This is a genomic window from Paenibacillus sp. AGC31 (assembly GCF_057334655.1).
Window position 1 is genome coordinate 166,931 of sequence record NZ_JBHFJH010000034.1, and the last position, 19,349, is coordinate 186,279.

Annotated in this window: 14 protein-coding genes; 8 read left to right on the top strand and 6 right to left on the bottom strand. The window is 49.4% G+C overall.

All coding sequences use genetic code 11. The annotated features are described in order from the left end of the window. Positions 1-99: 99 nt before the first annotated feature. Both ACE04G_RS22400 and ACE04G_RS22405 read right to left on the bottom strand, forming a co-directional pair. Positions 100-1,398: an aminotransferase class I/II-fold pyridoxal phosphate-dependent enzyme gene (locus ACE04G_RS22400; RefSeq protein WP_449004109.1), complete on the bottom strand. Its 1,299-nt coding sequence runs from the start codon at positions 1,396-1,398 to the stop codon at positions 100-102. A gap of 178 nt (positions 1,399-1,576) precedes the next feature. After that, a complete protein-coding gene (locus ACE04G_RS22405) occupies positions 1,577-2,194 on the bottom strand; it encodes a pyridoxamine 5'-phosphate oxidase family protein (protein WP_221820993.1) in 618 nt (205 codons plus the stop codon). 157 nt (positions 2,195-2,351) lie between these two features. Here ACE04G_RS22405 and pdxR point away from each other — a divergent pair, with 157 nt between their 5' ends. Next, entirely contained in the window at positions 2,352-3,809 is a 1,458-nt protein-coding gene (gene pdxR / locus ACE04G_RS22410; RefSeq protein ID WP_449004108.1) for a MocR-like pyridoxine biosynthesis transcription factor PdxR, read from the top strand. A gap of 178 nt (positions 3,810-3,987) precedes the next feature. Continuing rightward, positions 3,988-4,773 (top strand): AraC family transcriptional regulator, encoded by a 786-nt coding sequence (locus ACE04G_RS22415; RefSeq protein ID WP_036605807.1) that lies wholly within the window; start codon positions 3,988-3,990, stop codon positions 4,771-4,773. 347 nt (positions 4,774-5,120) lie between these two features. Here ACE04G_RS22415 and asd read toward each other — a convergent pair whose 3' ends face one another. Together asd and ACE04G_RS22425 are read right to left on the bottom strand one after the other, a co-directional pair. Further along, positions 5,121-5,912 carry an archaetidylserine decarboxylase gene (asd, locus tag ACE04G_RS22420; RefSeq protein WP_047841263.1) on the bottom strand — a complete coding sequence of 264 codons (792 nt, stop codon included), beginning with the start codon at positions 5,910-5,912 and terminating at the stop codon, positions 5,121-5,123. A gap of 85 nt (positions 5,913-5,997) precedes the next feature. Further along, complete coding sequence (locus ACE04G_RS22425) at positions 5,998-7,128, bottom strand: YheC/YheD family endospore coat-associated protein (RefSeq protein ID WP_449004100.1); 1,131 nt, start codon at positions 7,126-7,128, stop codon at positions 5,998-6,000. A 376-nt stretch (positions 7,129-7,504) separates the two neighbouring features. Between ACE04G_RS22425 and ACE04G_RS22430 the strand changes: the two genes are divergently transcribed. After that, a complete protein-coding gene (locus tag ACE04G_RS22430; RefSeq protein ID WP_221820990.1) occupies positions 7,505-12,697 on the top strand; it encodes a WIAG-tail domain in 5,193 nt (1,730 codons plus the stop codon). A gap of 170 nt (positions 12,698-12,867) precedes the next feature. On the opposite strand, the gene ACE04G_RS22435 is transcribed toward ACE04G_RS22430, so the two are convergent. Next, on the bottom strand, positions 12,868-14,433 hold the full coding sequence (locus ACE04G_RS22435; protein WP_221820987.1) for a M4 family metallopeptidase: 1,566 nt from the start codon (positions 14,431-14,433) through the stop codon (positions 12,868-12,870). Between the two features lie 45 nt (positions 14,434-14,478). Further along, the gene (locus ACE04G_RS22440; protein WP_486094808.1) at positions 14,479-14,796 is read right to left on the bottom strand and encodes a hypothetical protein; all 318 of its coding nucleotides are present in this window, start codon (positions 14,794-14,796) and stop codon (positions 14,479-14,481) included. Between the two features lie 397 nt (positions 14,797-15,193). On the opposite strand from ACE04G_RS22440, the gene ACE04G_RS22445 reads away from it, so the two are divergent. The 5 genes from ACE04G_RS22445 to ACE04G_RS22465 all read left to right on the top strand — a co-directional run. Further along, entirely contained in the window at positions 15,194-16,159 is a 966-nt protein-coding gene (locus ACE04G_RS22445; protein WP_486094818.1) for a glycosyltransferase family 2 protein, read from the top strand. A gap of 41 nt (positions 16,160-16,200) precedes the next feature. After that, positions 16,201-17,313 carry a glycosyltransferase family A protein gene (locus tag ACE04G_RS22450; RefSeq protein WP_405130788.1) on the top strand — a complete coding sequence of 371 codons (1,113 nt, stop codon included), beginning with the start codon at positions 16,201-16,203 and terminating at the stop codon, positions 17,311-17,313. Continuing rightward, the gene (locus ACE04G_RS22455) at positions 17,313-18,086 is read left to right on the top strand and encodes a glycosyltransferase family 2 protein (RefSeq protein WP_449004096.1); all 774 of its coding nucleotides are present in this window, start codon (positions 17,313-17,315) and stop codon (positions 18,084-18,086) included. The genes ACE04G_RS22450 and ACE04G_RS22455 overlap by 1 nt, the downstream gene beginning before the upstream one ends. Then, positions 18,083-18,814, top strand: a complete 732-nt coding sequence (locus ACE04G_RS22460; RefSeq protein WP_036673416.1) for a sugar phosphate nucleotidyltransferase — start codon at positions 18,083-18,085, stop codon at positions 18,812-18,814. Before ACE04G_RS22455 ends, ACE04G_RS22460 begins: the two co-directional genes overlap by 4 nt. Positions 18,815-18,942: 128 nt before the next feature. Beyond that, the coding region (locus ACE04G_RS22465) for a hypothetical protein (RefSeq protein WP_486094811.1) at positions 18,943-19,349 on the top strand (407 nt) is incomplete at its 3' end.

Genomic DNA, 19,349 nt, shown 5'->3' on the forward strand with positions numbered 1-19,349 from the left:
CAGATAAAACACAAAAGAACCCTTCGTATGTTTAGTGACATGAAGCGTCGCCGTTATACAAAGGGTTCTTATATCATTCAGGGTACAGGTCTGTGTTAACTAAGTCGTCCGCAGATCCTGAACTCCACGATAGATGGTTTCATACAGATCTTCCAATCCGGATTCTTCAATACAGGAGAAGGCGATTCGCAGATCCGATACACCCAGCGCAATTGTACCCACACCATATTGGTGCAGCAAATGGCTTCGAAGTTCTTCAGCGCCAACTTCTTTCAGCTTCAGGCACATGAAGTAACCGGAGTTGAACGGATAATAGTCCCATGCATCTCCATACTTGCCGCTATCGAGAATGGCTTTTACCTTGTTGGCGCGGCCTTTCATAATCTCGAACTTCTCCTGTTTCTGTGCTTCAAACTCCGGTGCTTTGAGCGCATCCAGTACAAAAGTCTGGGAAGGATGCGGGCCACTGGAGATCGTTGCCCGGATAATACCAAGTGTTTTTTGTTCCAATGCATGCAGAACGGCTGCATCTTCATGGGCATACGTAATGAATCCAACGCGGAAGCCCCATACAAACTCCTCCTTGGTTGCACCATCCACTTTTACAGTCAACACACGTGGATGTATGTTGGCAAGTTTGCCAAACAGGGATTCATGAATGGAATCTTCGAAGAACAGTCCAAAGTACGCATCATCTGTTACAGCAACCACGTTAACGCCGGCTTCAGCTGCCTGACGAATCGTGTTCACAATTGCATCTGCTTCTTCGGCTCCAGGCGTATAACCTGTAGGGTTATTCGGGAAGTTGAGCAGAACGATCGCTTTACCTTTGTCCTTTTGATCAAGCAAAGCCCGAAGCAGACCATCACTGTTGAAGTTCAACTGATCATCGAACAGGGGATAATGAACCAACTGGCCATGACGACGAATTCCGAAGGTCAGCTCGTAATTTTCCCAGTTTTTATCTGGATATATGACAGCGTCCCCTTCATCGGCGAACAGGTCGGCTACGATACTAAGTCCATGGGTTAATGCATTGGTTACAATCGGATTGCCAAACGTTTTTCCTTCTAGAGAAGGCGTTTCCTTCAGCATCTTGTCTCTCCAAACGGTCCGCAATTCAGGTTTGCCTGCAGGTGGAGCGTAAGGATACAGATCCTTTGGTTGGAATGCAGACAGCTTCTCCTGAATAACCTGAAGATGCATCGGCACACCACCCTCCAGGGCGATACCAATCGTGGCATTATGGGTCTTGGCCAAGCTTGCTGCTTCAGCAGATTGACTCAAAATCCCCTCTTTAGGAAAATAAATTTCTTTGCCAAGCTGTGACAGCATGGAGTAGACGTGACTGCTGCCTGTCTGAATACTTTCGTTCAACTGTTCAGCCAGTGGATTCATTCTTTTCATCCTTCCAAGTCTTTGTGATTCAACTGCCTAACATTATATCACCTTGACATGCCCCCGTCACGGAAATTACGCAATATGACAGTTATATCACTTTACCGCGTTGTTGCAGAGGGTTTTGGGGTGGGTTATCGTTGTATTCGACCTTGGAGTAATCCTCAAGAAATGAAACTTATTGCTGATGAAATGGACAGTATTTCCGCATCATTTCAGCAGTTTCGGCATCTCTTCCTTCATTGCGCTGTTCCAGTTCACCACTGATATGATCGAATCGTTCACTCGAGAGGTTTTGTCCAAATTTAAACTTGGCGCTGATCCGTTCAGGACTAATTCGCACTACGGCTACAGCTTTGAGGTTTCCTGTGTAACGCGAGTCAGTAGCGTCAATGGGTACATATCCGCCTTGCGGCTGGAGTTTCTCCATGAATCGTTGCAGTACCTTACCTTTGATGTCCAGATCTTTAACCGGTTCAGCCTGACCAAAGGCCATAACACTTTTGAAGAAAGAAGTCGCCGGACAAGCCAGCTCAGGATCACTGAAATAAGATGGAATCAGGGAGAACTCTTCAGCTACCGTGAAACTGACCGACGAATCCTGCTTGATCTGTTTCATCTTCTCACCAGCCAGACTGCCGTGAAAATAAAAGCAACCGTCCATATATACGAAATTCAGCGGTGTAACCCGTGGTTGTCCGTCCGGACTGACCGTCCCCAGAAACCCGAAGGAGCACTGATCCAGAAATGCGGTAATTTCCTGTTCTTCATCTACTGTGAATTCTTTCCGTCTCATGTGTATTCCCCCATTATTGAAATGTATAATAGAACGCCATATCTTATGGATAACAATAATTCATACATTGACAATGAAATAGATCCAATTTACATTCACTTTAGTAGGCCAATTAGTCGGGGATCACATAATGAAGACAAATGAAGAGAGGTGCATGATGGAATTGTGGCTGCCGATGGATACCTATGAACTTCAGCATCGATACAAGTATGAGGCACTGTACCATGCGTTACGTGATGCCATTCATGCAGGCACATTGGTGGGAGGCACGCGGCTTCCTTCCACCCGTGAGTTGGCAAAGCAATATGAGATGTCACGTGGTTCGGTAGCTCAGGTATACGACATGCTGCTTGCGGATGGTTATGTCCATGCACATCGGGGAAGAGGTACATTTGTCACCGAAACATTATCCAATCAGGAAAATGAGAAACAGGAAGCCGTTCTCAAGCTGTCTGCCTGGGGCGAACGAGTACAGATGTTGAATACGCAACATGAAGTCCTGCGGACTCAGATGTTTTCACCGAAGCCATCCGTCATTAATTTTCAAATGCAGCGCATGCCTGCAGAACATTTCCCGTTAGGGGAGTGGAAGAGTGCACTCGCAGCGGTTCATCGTAGTGGTTGGCGAGAATCGAGCGGTGCAGCCGGTGATCCGGAACTGCGTGAGGCCATCGCCTCCCATCTCAGATGGACACGTGGTATCCAGGCTGAACCATCTCAGATTGTATTGTTCAGTGGTTCAATGCAAGGCATCACCTTGTTATCTCAATTGCTGATTACGGAGAATACAGCAGTTGTATTGGAGAATCCGGGTTATCCGGGCATCGCCCATGCCGTCAAGTCCTGTGGTGGGCATATCATCCCGGCAGAGGTGGATGCCGCAGGCATTATTCCTCTGCCTTGGGAGGCACAGACGTTATTTGTCACCCCTACCCGGCAGTTTCCAACAGGGGCCGTATTGGGATTGGATAGAAGACGTGCCTTGCTTGCGTGGGCCTCAAAGCGGAATGCAGTCATCATTGAAGATGATTATGACAGTGAATTCCGATGGGGTGGAAGGCCGATTGAACCCCTCAAAGTGCTTGATCGTGAACAGCGCGTCATCTATGTCGGTTCATTCTCACAAACGATGGTTGCTTCGTTCCGACTTGGCTATGCCGTACTGCCACCTGGTCTGGTAGAACCTCTCCTTGCCGCCAAGGCGTTGTATGAACCGGTACCTCCGGCGCTGTTAGAGCAGCGTGCACTGGCAAAATTTATGACCAGAGGGGGTTACCTGAGGCACTTACGGCGGTTAACCCGATTATACGGGGAACGGCATGATTTTTTTGTCCGAGAGATGCAGCGACAGTTGCCGGAGGCATTCACAATGCAGCTTGGTGATGCAGGACTGCATATCTACGCTACCTGGAATGGCGATGTGGACAGTTATCAGCGGTTTAAAAAGCTTGCTGAGGAGGATGGCATACTGTTCCGTAGTGCAGAGCGATATCGGCTGACTTCAGGTCATCCGGCGGCCTGTTTTGCTTTTGCACATCTGGAGAAAGAAGAGATGACAGAGGGAATCCGGCGAATGCGGCTAGCCTGGGAGAAGTGCACATTTTCGTTTCGGTGAATTCCGCTGTATAATGGAATAAGACATTTCGCTCCTGTAGGAGCAGAGATCATATATGAGCAAGTTGTATTTAATCATGCAAGATACTGAAATACATATGGCCTGGATTGAAGAAGTGAGATTCAGATCAGAATGATGCCATATGCAGAGAGATTAACTATCAAGGGGGAGTGGCGACATGCTGCAGGCATCGCCGTCATCATTTGTTATTTTGCCCGCTGTCGCCAAAATTGTCTGTGAACCGGGCTGGAAGTGGCAGAAACGGGAAAAACCGATGCAAAACTATGATTTATTTTATGTATGGAGTGGTGAAGGAACGCTTGTACTGAATGACCAGTCATATGAAGTTGGCAAGGGTAGTTGTTTTTTGTTCAGGCCAGGAGATCATCCTACTGCAACACATAATAAGCAAAAACCGCTGGTACTTACGTATATTCATTTTGATGTGGACGTGCCTGTTGCTGATGTTCCCCAGTCCTATCGCGAGGTACAGGAAACGGTGGAGTTTGAGCACTTGCTGGCACGTTATGTAAGACTGTTCTTATCGGATGTGTACGGACGTGATGAAGAGAGCCGATTGATTCTGAAGCAATTAATGATTCATTTGCTGCGCGCCGATACGGAAGAACCTGTGGAGAAAAAGGTAAGCAACCAGTTGTCCGATGTGATCCAGGAGGTCGCCAATTATGTGCGTCAGCATCCGGGGATTACGCATCGGGTGGAAGATCTGGCTGCGCGGGCTGGCTTATCGCCCCGATACTTCTCGATCAAGTTCAAGGAACTGGTGGGATCATCGGTGCAATCTTATATTATCCGCATGCGTATTGAACGGGCGGAACATCTGCTGGTGCATACCGGCATGAATGTGACCGAAGTGGCGGATGCTCTGGGCTACCGGGATATTTTCTTCTTCAGTCGTCAGTTCAAGCAGTATACCGGCAAAAGCCCGTCCGAGATTCGTTGAAATTCTGATGAGAATAACAGGAAACCGTTTCAAGTCTGGAACGCAAGGGTAATGATCTAGCATTCCAGATGACCAAAAGGGGGAACTTGTGATGAACGGAAAACGTCGGGTCCGCAACCGGGGATGCTCTACGAAGGGATGCAATATTTTCCGGAACCGTCTGCGTCGCTTCAAACCGGCAGAGGACTTGCAAGATGTGTGGTTTTGAGGAGAACTCAGCAGACCAATAACGACGGAGCGAAGCTTCGTATTGCATGTATACATGGATGAATATGAATGCATAAAGAGGATGGCGCAATACCTGGTTACAGGTGCTGCTCCATCCTCTTTATTTGCGTATGGACTCATTAGTTCTTCGGTTTCAAACGACCAAGCAATGCGCCCATTTTGACCGAATCGCCTGGCTGTAAGCCCGGGTTTGGTTCGAATGTGCCACTCTGCGTTAGCAGAACAACGGTGGAACCGAATTCAAAATAGGCCAGATCATCGCCTTGTGCCCAAGTACTTGTGTCCGTATCAGCATACTGTATGCTACTCACGTTCATCGCACCTACTTTGACAACCGCCACTTCACCGTAATCGTGTGCGATATACGTAATGAGCCGTTCGTTTCGACTAAGCACGGATCTCATATGGGTCAGGCCAAAGTCATTCACGGGATAAACTTTGCCTTTGATATGTTCGCTCTCTATTTTGCGGCCGCTGACTGGTGCATGAATGCGGTGATAGTCGCGAGGGCTGAGATAGAGGACGAACCCGTACCCGTGCTTGTACTTCTCCAGATGGGGAGAATGGTTTAATAATTCAGCAAGTGTATAATTTTGTCCCTTAACATTCAGGAGTGTCCCTGCAGATATTGGACCGGCTGCCGTAATCTTGGCATCTACCGGGCTGATCAGTGCATGCTCTGAAAGTTCCAACGGGCGCATGCCCGGCTTTAATTTGCGGGTAAAGAAATCGTTCAGTGAACGGTATTCCTTCCAGTCTTTCTCGGCCTCCTGAACAGGGATGTCGTAGGTCCGGACAAAATAAGGGATAAATGCCTTACTTCCCCGGCTTTTGGAGAAGGCTCCCACAGTCCGGGAGATCCATTTGCGCGAAGAAAGCTCGGTCATTAATCGCAACAGCGTTTTTGCCATGAATATCCCCCTTAGGGTTAATGCGAACTTCAAGGCCGGCAAGACCGGCCGTTCTGCATAATATTGACACAGAATGCACACGAAATCAATATAGTCTCCTATCGTATGTCTGCGGTTGTCTCGGAATTCTCGAATTCTGTTCCAGCAGCAGACGCCCATAAGCCATTGGTTTGCTATACGTTGCCTTCCAGTGTTCCGACATTCCCGCCTTGCGAAAACCGTAACGCTGATCCCGTCCATTGCATTCAATAAAATAGATCTGGCCGCTGCGCGTTATTCCGAGATCAAGGCCCAGATCAGCCAGATGTGGCAGACTGGCCGCCAGGTTCTGGGCAATTCGAAGTGCAACAAGTCCGATTCTGTATTCCAGTCGAGCCAGGTCGAAGCCAGGTTCTCCTAATCCAAGGGCCTCTGCGAGCTTCATGACTTTACCGCCCTGTGCGATATTGCTGACAAACGTATGGGCAGGAGCCGCTTTGGCAAACATGCCTGTTATTCCCCAAAGACCATCGCTGCCACGTTGTACAGATACCCGCAAATCGACCGGCCTGCCCTCATAACGTACCAGTGGGATACGCTCTTCAATGAGGTAGGCATGGCGAAAGATCCGCCTTAGGGTGGCGGAAGGAAGCTGTCCTTTGCTCAATCGGAAGGTAGCCCACCCTTTGCGTGAAGCCTTCGTCTCACAGGTTAATTTCCACTGTCCATCTCGCTCGAAGACTCGCATAATACCATGACCGATGCTACCGCTGCATGGTTTGATGACGAGGTCATCATATTGTTCCATCATATAGGCCAGAGATTCTGGCGTAGCTTTAACTGCATGGGGCAGGTGTTCTCGCAAGGCGAGGTCCTGATGAAGCATGTCATGAATGTGATCTTTACGGTACCGGTTGCGAACGTTAAATACCTGAATACCCTGCAACATCAGCTTGGTAATCTGATGCTGTTCCGTCCGGCGAAGCTGGAGTGATCGGTTATGAATGACGGAGGGCAGTGGCATGCGCTCGCGAACATATCTGCCTTCTTTTTTTACATAGGCAAGACATGTTTTTTGATCCGAGTCGATATCTTCCAGCCTCAAAAAGCAGGGGGTTAATCCATAACTGGCCGCTGCCTGTTCATAATTCGCGAGTGATTCCTGACCGGTCCTTCCGGCCGGTATCCCCCGGTACATGCGTGAATCGAACATAATGCCGATCGTTTCTTGGAGCATGACCGTTCCTCCTTCGATGTTATCGCGACCATGGATCGTCCATTCATGGAATGCCGGCCTGTCACCGCATGGCTCAGACATCGCGATAACGCAGACCGGTGTATATATGCATAGCCATGCACTGGTGCTTGCTCAGCGCGTTTTCAGACATGACCTAGACATAATATCCTATGACATGACTGGGACGGGGGCGTGGACAGCCGCCTTTCCTCTGCTGTCCTGACACGCCTATTTCCACGAAGATCATCGAACCTTCCTGTCTTGACGCCTGTATCATTCGTGCTCTGGGATCCGCAAAAGTCATAAATGAAGTGGCAGATGCCCATATGGGAGCATATGATGCCGGAGATGAACGTTAGAGGAAGGAGCAAGCTGCATGAGTAAAAATGGCAAAAAAAAGGTTCCAACGCCGAAACTGCGGCATGTGAGCCCGAAATTTAAGGAATTGGAACTGACTGATCGCCGGGCAGACAAGATGAACTCAGGTTTCACTGTGAATAGGGAAGAACGCTTGAATATGAATAAAAGGGATTCGAGAGCTGTTCAGGAGTCGGAAGAACTCCTATTCGAATCAACGGAGCTACCTGCTTCAACAAACGAGCTGGAAGAGCTAGGGATCGAAGCCAAAATCAAGCCGGAACCCGTAGAGTCTGATCGCAAGGAAGTCGAGACACAAGATAGCTCGGAAAAGCAGATTCAGGTTAGCAGCCTGGCTCCGCTTGCTCTGGAAGAAGAGCAGGATATCAACAAACAGGAGATAACAAGCAAGGACCGGCTGCAGATCCTGAACCAAAACCAGATGCCGGGTCATACCGGACAATACATCTACACGGACGATTTGAGTGAATTTGCTGTTACGGAGAGCAAGTTGGCTCCTTTCTCTGTGGATGCCTCCAAGCTGAAACCGGATGCGGTTGGTAGTGAAGCATTGCAGGATTATGCAGTGACCAGCATTCACATTGCAGATGGGGCAATTGTTTCTGCCAAACTGGCAGAAGCGTCTGTATCCGATGAGCATCTCATTGACGGCTCCGTGTCCGGTCATAAATTACGCAACGCTTCTATTGCTGGTGAGAAAATCAGAGATGGCAGCATTACCTCGCAGAAGCTGGGCAACCAGGTAATCGATTCATCCAAAATTGCCGACGGTTCCATCGGCACAAGGCATCTCAGCCGCATGCTGGTCACGGAAGATTTAATTCAGAATCATGCCGTGACCGGAGACAAAATTGCGATTAGCGGCGTGGATACACGGCATCTCACGGGAGGGGCTGTGCACACGTCCAAATTGGCCGACGATGCGGTGACTACATCCAAAATTCGTGAAGGTGCTGTCTCAGGCAGCAAAATCGAAGAACAATCCATCGAGTCTCACCATATTCAGGCAGGTGCTGTTAAACAGACACATCTGGCAGAAGGGGCCGTCGGTCGTTCACAACTATCTAATGGCAGTATTGGAAGTGACCAAATTGAGGATGGATCCATACAAACAAGACATTTAGCCGAGGGTTCGCTAACTGGAAGACATCTACTGGACGGTTCAATCGGCTCAAGCCAGATTCGCGCTCATGCAGTTGGCAAGGAGCAGATCGGCAATGGAGAAGTGGGCAGTGAACATTTGATGGAAGGTGCAGTAACCAGCAGCAAACTGGCAGACCAGTCTGTGGGAACAGCAAAATTGCTGGAACAGTCCATTACGGCCTCCAAGATTTCTGATCAGAGCGTCATTTCTTCCAAAATTGCAGATGAAGCTGTGCAGGGGAAACATCTTGCCAAAGGATCCATTCGTGCGGAACATATTGTCAATCGGGGAATTACGCCGGTACATGTAGACAATGCTGCAATTCACTCCATTCACATTGCAAGTGGAAGCATCGATGCAACACATCTGTCAACCGGTAGTGTATCCGGAGAAGCGCTTGCGGATGGCGTAGTATCCGAGCGGCATCTGGCTGAGGCGGCGGTGGGTACGTTTGAGTTACAGGATGCTGCAGTGACAGACGTCAAGCTCGCAGACGGAAGTGTGACAGAAGAAAAACTTGGAACGGCATCGGTAAGTAGCAGAGCACTCGCTCCGGGAAGTGTCGCATCCTCGCATCTTGCGGGTGGTGGTGTTACGGGTACGCATCTGGCTCCAGGCAGCGTGGGGTCCGAGGCCCTGAGACCTTATGCCGTGAAATCGGAGCATCTGACAGAACATGCCGTAGGTGTACCTCATCTTCAGCCGGGCAGTGTTGAAACAGATGCGATTGCACGGGCGGCGGTCACAACAGACAAATTGGCTCCTGGTAGTGTAACATCAACCCAACTGGCGGGCGGGTCCGTTTTTCCGCCTCATCTGACGGATCATGCGGTTACCTCCCCCAAGCTCTCACCAGAGAGTGTGGCCACGGATAAACTGGCGGATTTTGCTGTCACGTCAGCCAAACTGGCCGACGGCAGCGTGACTTCTTCCAAGATCATGGCTGAAAGCATAAATGCCAAACATATTCCAGCAGGAACCATACGCGGCTATCACCTGAAGCAGCATTCCGTATCCCTGGAACATTTATCGGAAGAAATACGCTCACCGGAATTATTTGCTGATGGCAGTATTACCGGCAACAAACTTCGGCATGGCTGCATAAGTGCGGACCATTTGACAGCAGACTCGGTATCCGGGACAGAACTGCAACAGGCTGCTGTAGGTAGCGAGCACTTGCAGCCATCCGTTGTACAATCCGTTCATCTGGCTGAAGGCAGCGTGAAGTCTGATCATTTGGGGACTCAAGTAGTGAGCTCACAGCATCTGAAGCCAGACATTATTCATGAGGAGCATATTGCTGAACAGGTGGTTACATCGCATCACTTGGCACCCGGATCTGTCGAAACAGACCATCTGGCACCTTTATCCATTACAGCAGCTCACCTTCAGCCAGGTTTGATCAGTGGTTTGCATCTTCAGGCAGAGTCGACAAGTGCTGTTCATCTGCAGCAAGGAGCTGTGCATTCCCGTCATATTCAAGATGGTGAGATTCTTCCTCATCATATCCATGAACGCAGCATCGGAACATCTCATCTGGAAGAAGAAGCGGTAAGTACGATTATTTTGCAGGATGAATCTGTAACACGCTCCAAATTAGCAACGGGTAGTGTGGATGGCAGCAAATTAGCTGCAGGAACCGTATCGGCTACTCACATTGCCAATGAAAGTGTGCAAACCCGTCATATCCAAGAAGGCGCAATCCTTGCTGATCATATTCAAGAGTGCAGTATTGGCTCAGTTCATCTGGATGAGGAGTCTGTAAGTTCGGTTCATTTGCAAAATAGATCTGTAACAAGTGCCAAACTGGCGGATGGCAGTATAAACGGCAACAAATTGCTTGAAGGAGCCGTATCGGGGGTTCATATTGCGTCCGAAAGTGTGCAAACCGGGCATATTCAGGCAGGGGCCATTCATGCTGACCATATTCAGGAGCGGAGCATCGGCACAACCCATCTGGAGGAGGAAGCAGTAAGTGCGATTCACCTGCAAAATGGGTCTGTCATCAGTGCCAAACTGGCCGACGGCAGTGTAACCGGCAGTAAGTTGATCGAAGATGCGGTGTCAGGAATCCATATCGCCTCGGAAAGTGTGCAATCCCGCCATATCCAGGCAGGAGTAATCCTTGCTGATCACATTCAGGAGCACAGCATCGGCATGCTTCACTTGGAACAGGAAGCAGTAAGTGCCATTCATCTGCAAAATGGATCTGTAACAAGTACCAAGTTGGCCGACGGCAGTGTAACCGGCAGCAAGTTGCTTGAAGGAGCAGTATCAGATATCCACATTGCAGACGATAGTGTGCAATCCCGTCATATTCAAGAGGGAACAATCCTTGCTGATCATATTCAAGAGCGGAGCATCGGCACAGCACATTTGGAAGAGGAGTCGGTAAGTGCCATTCATTTGCAAAATGGATCTGTAACGAGTGCCAAACTGGCGGATGGCAGTATAACTGGCAGCAAGTTACTCGAAGGTATGGTATCCGGGATTCATATCGCATCGGAAAGTGTGCAATCCGGGCATATTCAGGCAGGAGCTATTCATGCTGGTCATATTCAGGAACGAAGCATCGGCACCGCCCATCTGGAAGAGGAATCAGTAAGTGCGGTTCATCTGCAAAATGGGTCCGTCACAAGTGCCAAATTGGCTGATGGTAGCATTAGCGGCAGCAAATTGCTCGAAGATGCTGTATTGGGGAGCCATATCGCATCGGAAAGTGTGCAAACTCACCATATCCAGACAGGAGCGATCCTTGCTGATCATATTCAGGAGCATAGCATTGGTACGTCCCATCTGGAGGAGGAAGCAATAAGTGCGGTTCATCTGCAAAATGAATCCGTAACGGGTGCCAAACTGGCGGATGGCAGTGTGAGCAGCAGCAAACTGCTTGAAGATGCGGTGTCGGATGTTCATATTGCCAATGGAAGTGTGCAATCCCGTCATATCCAAGAGAGAGCCATACATGCTGACCATATTCAAGAGCGAAGCATTGGGATCTCCCACCTCAAAGCGGAATCGGTAAGTGCGATTCACCTGCACAATGGTTCCATAACAAGTGCCAAAATGGCTGACGGCAGTGTGAACGGTAATAAATTGCTTGAAGGTGCGGTATCGGCTATTCACATAGCAGACAAAAGTGTGCAATCTCGTCATATTCAGGATGGAACCATTCTTGCTGATCATATTCAAGAACGCAGTATTCGCACAACTCATCTGGAAGAGGAATCAGTAAGCGGGGTTCATCTGCAAAATGGGTCCGTCACAAGTGCCAAATTGGCCGATGGCAGCGTGAACGGCAGCAAACTGAGTGAGCAGAGTATTACCTCTAATCACTTGAATGTGGGGATTGTAGGTCCGGCGCATTTGAGCGAAGAGATATGGAATGCGATTCGTCAGTTCAGTGGAGAAACGCTGGAGCAACTGGCAGCTATCAAAAGACAAGAGGGATTGCTTCAACCAGAAAATAAAGGTGTACAGCAACAGCAGGTCATTGTCGAGGCATTACCAATTGCTGGTCAGGATCAACAACAAGAGCTGATATCCCAAACAGATCAGCTTGGCGAACCATCGGCAGCTTTGTTCACGACGGAGCAGGCAGATCAGGCTCAGCAACCACAGCTTGAACGGTCACAGGAGATCGCTGGAACTACGGAGTTTATGTTAAGTGAACAATCGATTACACAGGAGCATCTGTGTGATGATGCCGTGGGCAGCAGCCAGTTGCAATCGGGGGCAGTTCAAGCCAAACATCTGGCCTTCCAGCCCGTTCGCAGCGTAAGCAAACAACCGGTTGTACAACAATTCGGGATGGAAGCTTTTGTACTGCCAGAGAGTGAAGCATCCACAGAGGTAACTGTTGTTTTTGAAGAATCATTTGCTTCAGAACATTATGTGATTGTGGGCATGAGTAATGATCGGGGATTCCAGATTTCCCTGCTGTCGCAGAGTGAGGATGAAGCGGTACTTGAAGTGTCACGTACAGCAGATTGCAAGCATACGTACGGGTTGTTGTCATGGATTGCTGCGGGACCTTCGCAAGGATAGTGCAGGATTGTATCCGTAATAAACAAATGACAAAAGCGGTGTCCAGAGTTGTCCGGGACACCGCTTTTGGTTGATCTAAGCTTAATCCGTTCGGACGGTGAGGGGTGTCTGAACGTTTTGTTACCATTATGATGAGTACATTATAAGTTCAACCACAATAAAATAAGATTTTACAGGCCTACAGCTTGATACGCTTTGGTAATGGCAGTAGCTTCAGCGGAAGTTGCTCCGTACAGATCTTTGGCTGCTTGAATGGTAGCTGTTTTGGCAGCGGCAAATTTGGACGTTGGTGTCAGGTAGTTCACCAGTGTGCTGTAGAAAATCTGGATCGCTTTATCCCGACCGATTCCGGTAACAGTCACACCATTATGTGTTCCGCCTTGAGCAGCAAGGAAATAGGCTTTATTGATGATACCACTGTTGATATGGACACCGCCGTTGTCCTGTGAGCCTGTGTAGCGATCGCTGTATTTGTCAGGTTGACCGTACAATGTAGGGTTGGAGAGGGAGCGCAGCGCATCTCCTGGAGTGTTAGGTGTGTAGATATCATCACCGAGCAGCCAGTTTTTGCTTTGGATCGTATTACCGAAAATATCGGCAAAAGCTTCATTGAGTGCACCTGGTTCATTGCGATATTCCAGATTGGCTGTATATTCAATGACACCATGCGTCAATTCATGACCCACAACATCAAGGTCACCAGACAGGGATCGGAACGTCGTTCCATCTCCGTCACCAAAGACAATCTGTGCCCCGTTCCAGAAGGCGTTATTGTAATTGGAGCCGTAGTGCACGGTTGATCTGATCAACAATCCGTTACCATTAATACCGTTACGGTTGAATTTGTTTTTGTAGAAATCATACGTAGCAGCAGCATGAGCATGAGCATCTACACCTGCACGATCGGTCCATACATTATCCGAATCCGTGAGCAAGCTACCAGGCAGTGAGGAGCCATTGTTCGCCGTGTACGTTTGGATGCCATTGCCGCGAGTGGTGTCTTTCAGTTGGAAGGTGCTGCCGGATTGGGTGGTTGTCAGGGTTTTGGTATCTCCAAGCACACCTGTACCTGTTCCAGTGGCAAAGTTAATGAGGTCAAACTGGGATACGATACTGCCATCCACTGCGTTAATGAAATATTTGGTCCGTAGAGGGGCAGGTTCCAGTACGTTTACTTCCGTAATGTAAACCAGATACGTCTGACCATCTTCTTCATGATGGTAGATGTTCAATTCAGCTTGAGGTGTGATTTCCGCTGCACCAAGCTCTCCGATCCGGGAGGTTGCTTCTTCGGTTGCAATACGGATCGCGTCTTCTCCGCTGATCTCGGCTACACCATCATTCGGAATGGCCTGCTCTTCAATCGGTGGAAGATCGCCAAGTGCGGAGCTCACGGCTCCGGTTTTATCCAGGTGGACTGTCTGTTCGGCACCATAAACCGGGATACCTTTAATATACTGTTTCAGGCGGAAGTGTCTTACGCCTGATGTGTCTGTGTTTCTTTTGACAATTTTGAGCTGGGATTTCACATCGGAATTCAGGAATTGTTCCTGCTGTCCAAGATAATTAAAGATGGTATCATCTGTTCCACTGTTCAATGGAATACCCTCCTCAGAGGCATAAGGGGCCTGAAGTGGAATGGATTGATCAGACACTGGAGCTGCAGTAGCAGAGGATACGGAAGCGAGCAAAAGAGCTCCTCCAAGAATTGTTGGCATAACTTTGGCGAATTTCATAGTAAACTCTCCCATTCTTATACTTATTTTTTGGTTGGAAAATGTTCATGCCAGTCTCGGTTGGAATTCCGTCTGCAACTTGGGCAGCGCGGAGCGTGGGGCTAGACCTGAAGCGTGGAATGAGACAAGAAACGATTGGAACAAAATCGGCTTGGCCTTAGCTCGGGAAGTGTTAGGCACGACACCAAACAAAAAGGATAACCGTTTATTCAGTTCAACCCGAAGGTTTAATCGTCTATTGTGTTCCTCTTTCAGAAAGCCGGGGGTTGTCCAATTGCGCAGGTAGAAGATACGTTCACGGAAAACTGGGGTGTTCAATCCGGGTTTGCGTAAATGACAAATGCAGTGTGTTCTGAACGGCATCACTCCTCTCAAGAGTAAAATGTATCTGCTTAACAGGTTCTGTGAATGAGGTCATCATCTAATCAACCTAAGGTCAATAAATTGATTTAAAAAATATAGGGGAACTTATGTTCATCATAAGGTTATTTTTGTAAATAAAACTGCTTGGAACGTATATTATCACAATGTAAAACTTTGGAAAAGATACAATTTTAGATTTTTGTTAAAATTGTGTCTGAAGTAGGGGAGAGGTAGCGTTTTCCACATATTTTGACGTATTTTGTCTAAAAGCAAGGCCTGTACCCTCGTGTTCACAGGGAGAACCTGCTTAGTGCAAGGACAAACGCCGTTTCCACTGCTCCACGAATACATAGAATAACGTGTACTCCCTTGGCATGCCGATGATCGAATGCGGGAGGTGAAACTGTTGCGTAAAACCCGTGCCACAGCACGTTATGCAAGTCGATCCAATGTGACACGAAGAAAAACAGTACTGAAGAAACGAAAATGGAAGTCTGGACACAAAAAGGGTACAAAGGCCTATACGTTCGTTATTCCATCCAAACAGCTGATGTCACAGGCTGAGGATGGAGTAGAGAATGGAGCGGAAAATGGCATGAGTGATGCTCCTTCACACAGGGATGTTTCTCGGCGACCGATGCTCTCGGTCATTATTCCTGCCATGAATGAGGAGAAAAGGATTGGTGCAGTTGTCCGTGAAGCGCGGAGGATATGCCGTGATGCTGAAGTGCTGGTCGTTGTGAATGGTTCAACAGACGGTACGGCTAACGCAGCCAAACGGGCTGGAGCACGAGTGCTCACATATGCAGAAGCGCTGGGGCATGATGGAGGACGAAAAGTAGGCGCGGCAGCGGCCTATGGTCAGGTGTTGTTATTTACTGATGCAGATATCGCAATTTCCGCAGAGCACCTTGCGCCTTACGTGAAGGCTGTGCTGAAGGGAACGGATGTGGCGCTTAACGACTACCATGGGCCGGTCACTCATCATCCCGTTCATCCGGTAGTGGAGGCCAAACACATGTTGAACAGCATACTCGCAAGATCCGATCTCCGGGGGGCATCCATGACAGCTATTCCACATGCAATAAGCCGAAAAGGACTTGAGGTCATGGGCATATCCTCACTGGAGGTTCCGCCACTCGCACAAGTCAAGGCCGTGATCGGTGGACTTCGGGTACGCGCTGTTCATCACGTACCTGTGGGTAGAATGAATGCAGTTCGAAACAAGAAGCGAAGCGGACCTGATCTGCTAAGTCAAGTGGTACTGAATGATCATATGGCAGCGATCAAGTGGATTACGGATACGCTCGGTCCCCGCGGAGGTTATACCGATCTGAAACGTGTTCGCAACCTGGCGAGGTAAGCATGTCGCATCGGATGATGCAGCATGCTGGAGGTGAGGAAATGAAGGGACGTTCAGGGGTTGTCCGCCGCAGGCGGACAACAAATAGACAAACGACAGCAGAAAGAACAGTAATGAACAAGCGTCTTAGGAACAAGAAGCATGTAGATATTCAAAAAAAAAGAAGAAGCCGAGCAAAGTCTGGCCAAGTAGATCTGCACTTGATGTGGAAAGCGGGGCAAGTTGCAGGAAGCGAGGCAAAGGCGAACAACACAGTATCAGAAAAACATGCACGTCTCGTATGGAATGCACACGCGGCGAATGTTGCGGAGCTAAGCAACTTCGAGCTAGCTCTGAAGGCAGGTAAGGCATTTATGCAGGGTTATGCTCAGGCCTCGGGACATTCATTCCAGATCGTGCCACTCCCTCTTCGTCATTCGGCTGCTGCCATTGTCTGTGCCTGTAATGAGGAACACACACTGGGGCAGGTGTTATTGCAACTCAAGCGGTTGCCTCTGACGGATATTATTGTGGTACTGAATGGAACGACAGATGACAGTTTGAAGCAGGTACTAAGGCAGCCGGGACTTACAGTAATCTATGAACCTGATCGGGCAGGACATGATGTCGGCAGGGCACTTGGAGCCAAGATGACGGATGCGGAGACGGTACTTTTTGTGGATGGAGATATGGTCGTCTCGGCTGAACAGCTTGCACCCTTTCTGTTCGCAGTTGATCGGGGACAGGATGTGGCGTTGAATAATCTGACGTCTTTGCTTCCTGCGTTTGCAGGGCAGGATGAGGTAAGCCGGATCAAAGCATATCTGAACCGAACATTAGGCAGGGCAGATCTGGGTTCCAATTCCATGACAGCCGTGCCCCATGCATTGTCTCGTCGTATGATTCAGACCGTGAAACCAGCATCACTGGCCGTTCCACCTAAGGCACAAAGTCTAGCTATTCAGCATGGAATGAACGTCTCGGCACCAAGTCAGGTGGATGTTATTCGTTCCAATCGGTTGCGTCCTGGTAACACGGGAAGTGGGAATGACGTCGCCAAATTGATCATCGGAGATCATCTGGAGGCACTGGCTACATTGCTGGGTACAGGTTGGAATCCAGCCCAGGCACATACACTCTCCCGTGTAGAAGTGGCTTACAGGAGGAACGCCTAATGACACTGACGAGTATGATTATCCCAACGTACAATGGTCTGGATCTGATCAGACCCTGCATCAATGCCATACGTCAATACTCGGGTGATCCTGCGTCATATGAAATTATCGTGGTAGATAACGGTTCGACGGATGGAACGGCTGAATATTGTGCGCTGGAGCGAATTCGATTTGTAAGGTTCCCGGACAATCGGGGGTTTCCGGCAGCGTGTAATGCTGGACTTCGTGCAGCTTGCGGGGATGAGCTGTTGCTGTTGAACAATGATGTCACGGTCACGCCCCGTTGGCTGGAGAACCTGCGAACGGCGCTGTACAGTGACGCAAGTATTGGGATCACGGGTCCTGTTACGAATTATGCAAGCGGAATCCAGCAGATTGAACTGGCGTTTCGGGACATGGAACATTTTCAGGAGTTAGCCCATTCCAATAATGTTGCGGATTCTTCAAGGTGGAGGGAAGTACGCCGGATCGTTGGTCTGTGCATGCTGATGAAACGAGATGTCGTCGAATCGGTTGGACTGCTTGACGAGGCGTACTCCCCGGGACACTATGAGGATGACGATTATTGTTATAGAGCAAGATTGCAGGGATATCGCCTGCTGGTATGTGGAGATGTTCTCGTGCATCATCAGGGAAGTGCCAGCTTCCAGAAGACAGATCCGGTAGCGTGGAAACAGCTGCTTGAGCGTAATCGTTCGATTTTTATGAACAAATGGCATGTCGATCCGCTTGAATATATGGACATATCCGATGAAGGAGGGAACGTGGAATGAAAGGTGTAATTCTTGCCGGCGGAACAGGAACTAGACTGTATCCGCTGACCCGGCTCATTAACAAACATCTGCTTCCAGTCGGTAAACATCCGATGATTATGTATGGCATCGACAGGCTCCGCCAGGCAGGCATTGATGAACTATTGATTGTGATCAACAAACATTCCGCCGGGTTATATACAGAGTATCTTGGTGGCGGAGCAGATCATGGGGTGAAGTTGACTTATCGCATTCAGGAAAAGGCAGGCGGGATTGCGGAAGCGTTGGATCTGGCGACCACTTTTATCCTTCCTGGAGAAAAATTCGTTGTGCTTCTCGGTGATAATCTCTTCAGCGATGATCTGAAGCCTTATGTGGACCGTTACATGCAGCAACCTGCTGGTACAGCGCGAGTTCTGCTCAAAGAGGTGGATGATGCACGACGTTACGGGGTGCCTGTTTTTGATCCAAAGCATCCAGAGCGAATCTCGTACATCGAGGAGAAGCCAAGCCAGCCGAAAACCTCTTATTGTGTGACTGGCATATACATGTATGACGATCATGTATTTAACCTGATTCGCAACATTGCTCCGTCTGCGCGCGGAGAACTTGAAATTACGGATGTGAATAATCACTACGCGTCTGCTGGCGGATTGGAATACGACATTTTGCAGAAATACTGGAGTGATGCAGGTACATTTGATTCGCTCCAGGAAGCAGCTGTCCGCATGAAAGGACAATTGCCCTAAAATATATGCGACTGATGCTGCCGCTGTGCGGTGCCCCATGGGAGCAGAACACTCTGCGCCGGAGCTGGAAGGATGCTCCGGCGCTTTGCGCAGCGACAATCCTCGTGCATGCCAAAGGAGGGAATGGCGTGAGAGTAGTGACACGCACCGGGGCCGCTAGGGCCTCCGTGTCGGGTAAGCCCCGGGGCATCCACCCGGCCGTATTTATGGGCAGTGGCACTCCGGCAGCAGCAGGTACAGGGTCTGCTGGAGTCAAAGGTGTGAAGTCAGGGAAACGTAGTACCCTGACCAAAGCGGGTACATCTGCCGGCGCAGCGCATAAGGCTGCTGCAAGGAAAGCGAGCAGCACAGGCAGTGTTGTTGGCAGAGCAGGCAAAGCCGGCCTGCGCCGGGCCACTGCTGGGCGCAGGCATGCATCAGCGCGGGGCCGGCGTGCCGCTGCCCGCGCCAAGCAGCGCACGGCGATGCGCCGTGCGCCCTTGCCAGCACCGCAAGCCAGCACGCCACAGGCGATGCCTGCCAGCGGTGCTGGCTC

Bases quoted from the DNA above. Each gene is read 5' to 3' on its own strand.
- ACE04G_RS22460 (WP_036673416.1), top strand. From the start codon at position 18,083: ATGAAAGGTGTAATTCTTGCCGGCGGAACAGGAACTAGACTGTATCCG.
- ACE04G_RS22425 (WP_449004100.1), bottom strand. From the start codon at position 7,128: ATGCTCCAAGAAACGATCGGCATTATGTTCGATTCACGCATGTACCGG.
- ACE04G_RS22430 (WP_221820990.1), top strand. From the start codon at position 7,505: ATGAGTAAAAATGGCAAAAAAAAGGTTCCAACGCCGAAACTGCGGCAT.
- ACE04G_RS22400 (WP_449004109.1), bottom strand. From the start codon at position 1,398: ATGAATCCACTGGCTGAACAGTTGAACGAAAGTATTCAGACAGGCAGC.
- ACE04G_RS22450 (WP_405130788.1), top strand. From the start codon at position 16,201: ATGAAGGGACGTTCAGGGGTTGTCCGCCGCAGGCGGACAACAAATAGA.
- ACE04G_RS22455 (WP_449004096.1), top strand. From the start codon at position 17,313: ATGACACTGACGAGTATGATTATCCCAACGTACAATGGTCTGGATCTG.
- ACE04G_RS22435 (WP_221820987.1), bottom strand. From the start codon at position 14,433: ATGAAATTCGCCAAAGTTATGCCAACAATTCTTGGAGGAGCTCTTTTG.
- pdxR (WP_449004108.1), top strand. From the start codon at position 2,352: ATGGAATTGTGGCTGCCGATGGATACCTATGAACTTCAGCATCGATAC.
- asd (WP_047841263.1), bottom strand. From the start codon at position 5,912: ATGGCAAAAACGCTGTTGCGATTAATGACCGAGCTTTCTTCGCGCAAA.
- ACE04G_RS22405 (WP_221820993.1), bottom strand. From the start codon at position 2,194: ATGAGACGGAAAGAATTCACAGTAGATGAAGAACAGGAAATTACCGCA.
- ACE04G_RS22415 (WP_036605807.1), top strand. From the start codon at position 3,988: ATGCTGCAGGCATCGCCGTCATCATTTGTTATTTTGCCCGCTGTCGCC.
- ACE04G_RS22440 (WP_486094808.1), bottom strand. From the start codon at position 14,796: ATGCCGTTCAGAACACACTGCATTTGTCATTTACGCAAACCCGGATTG.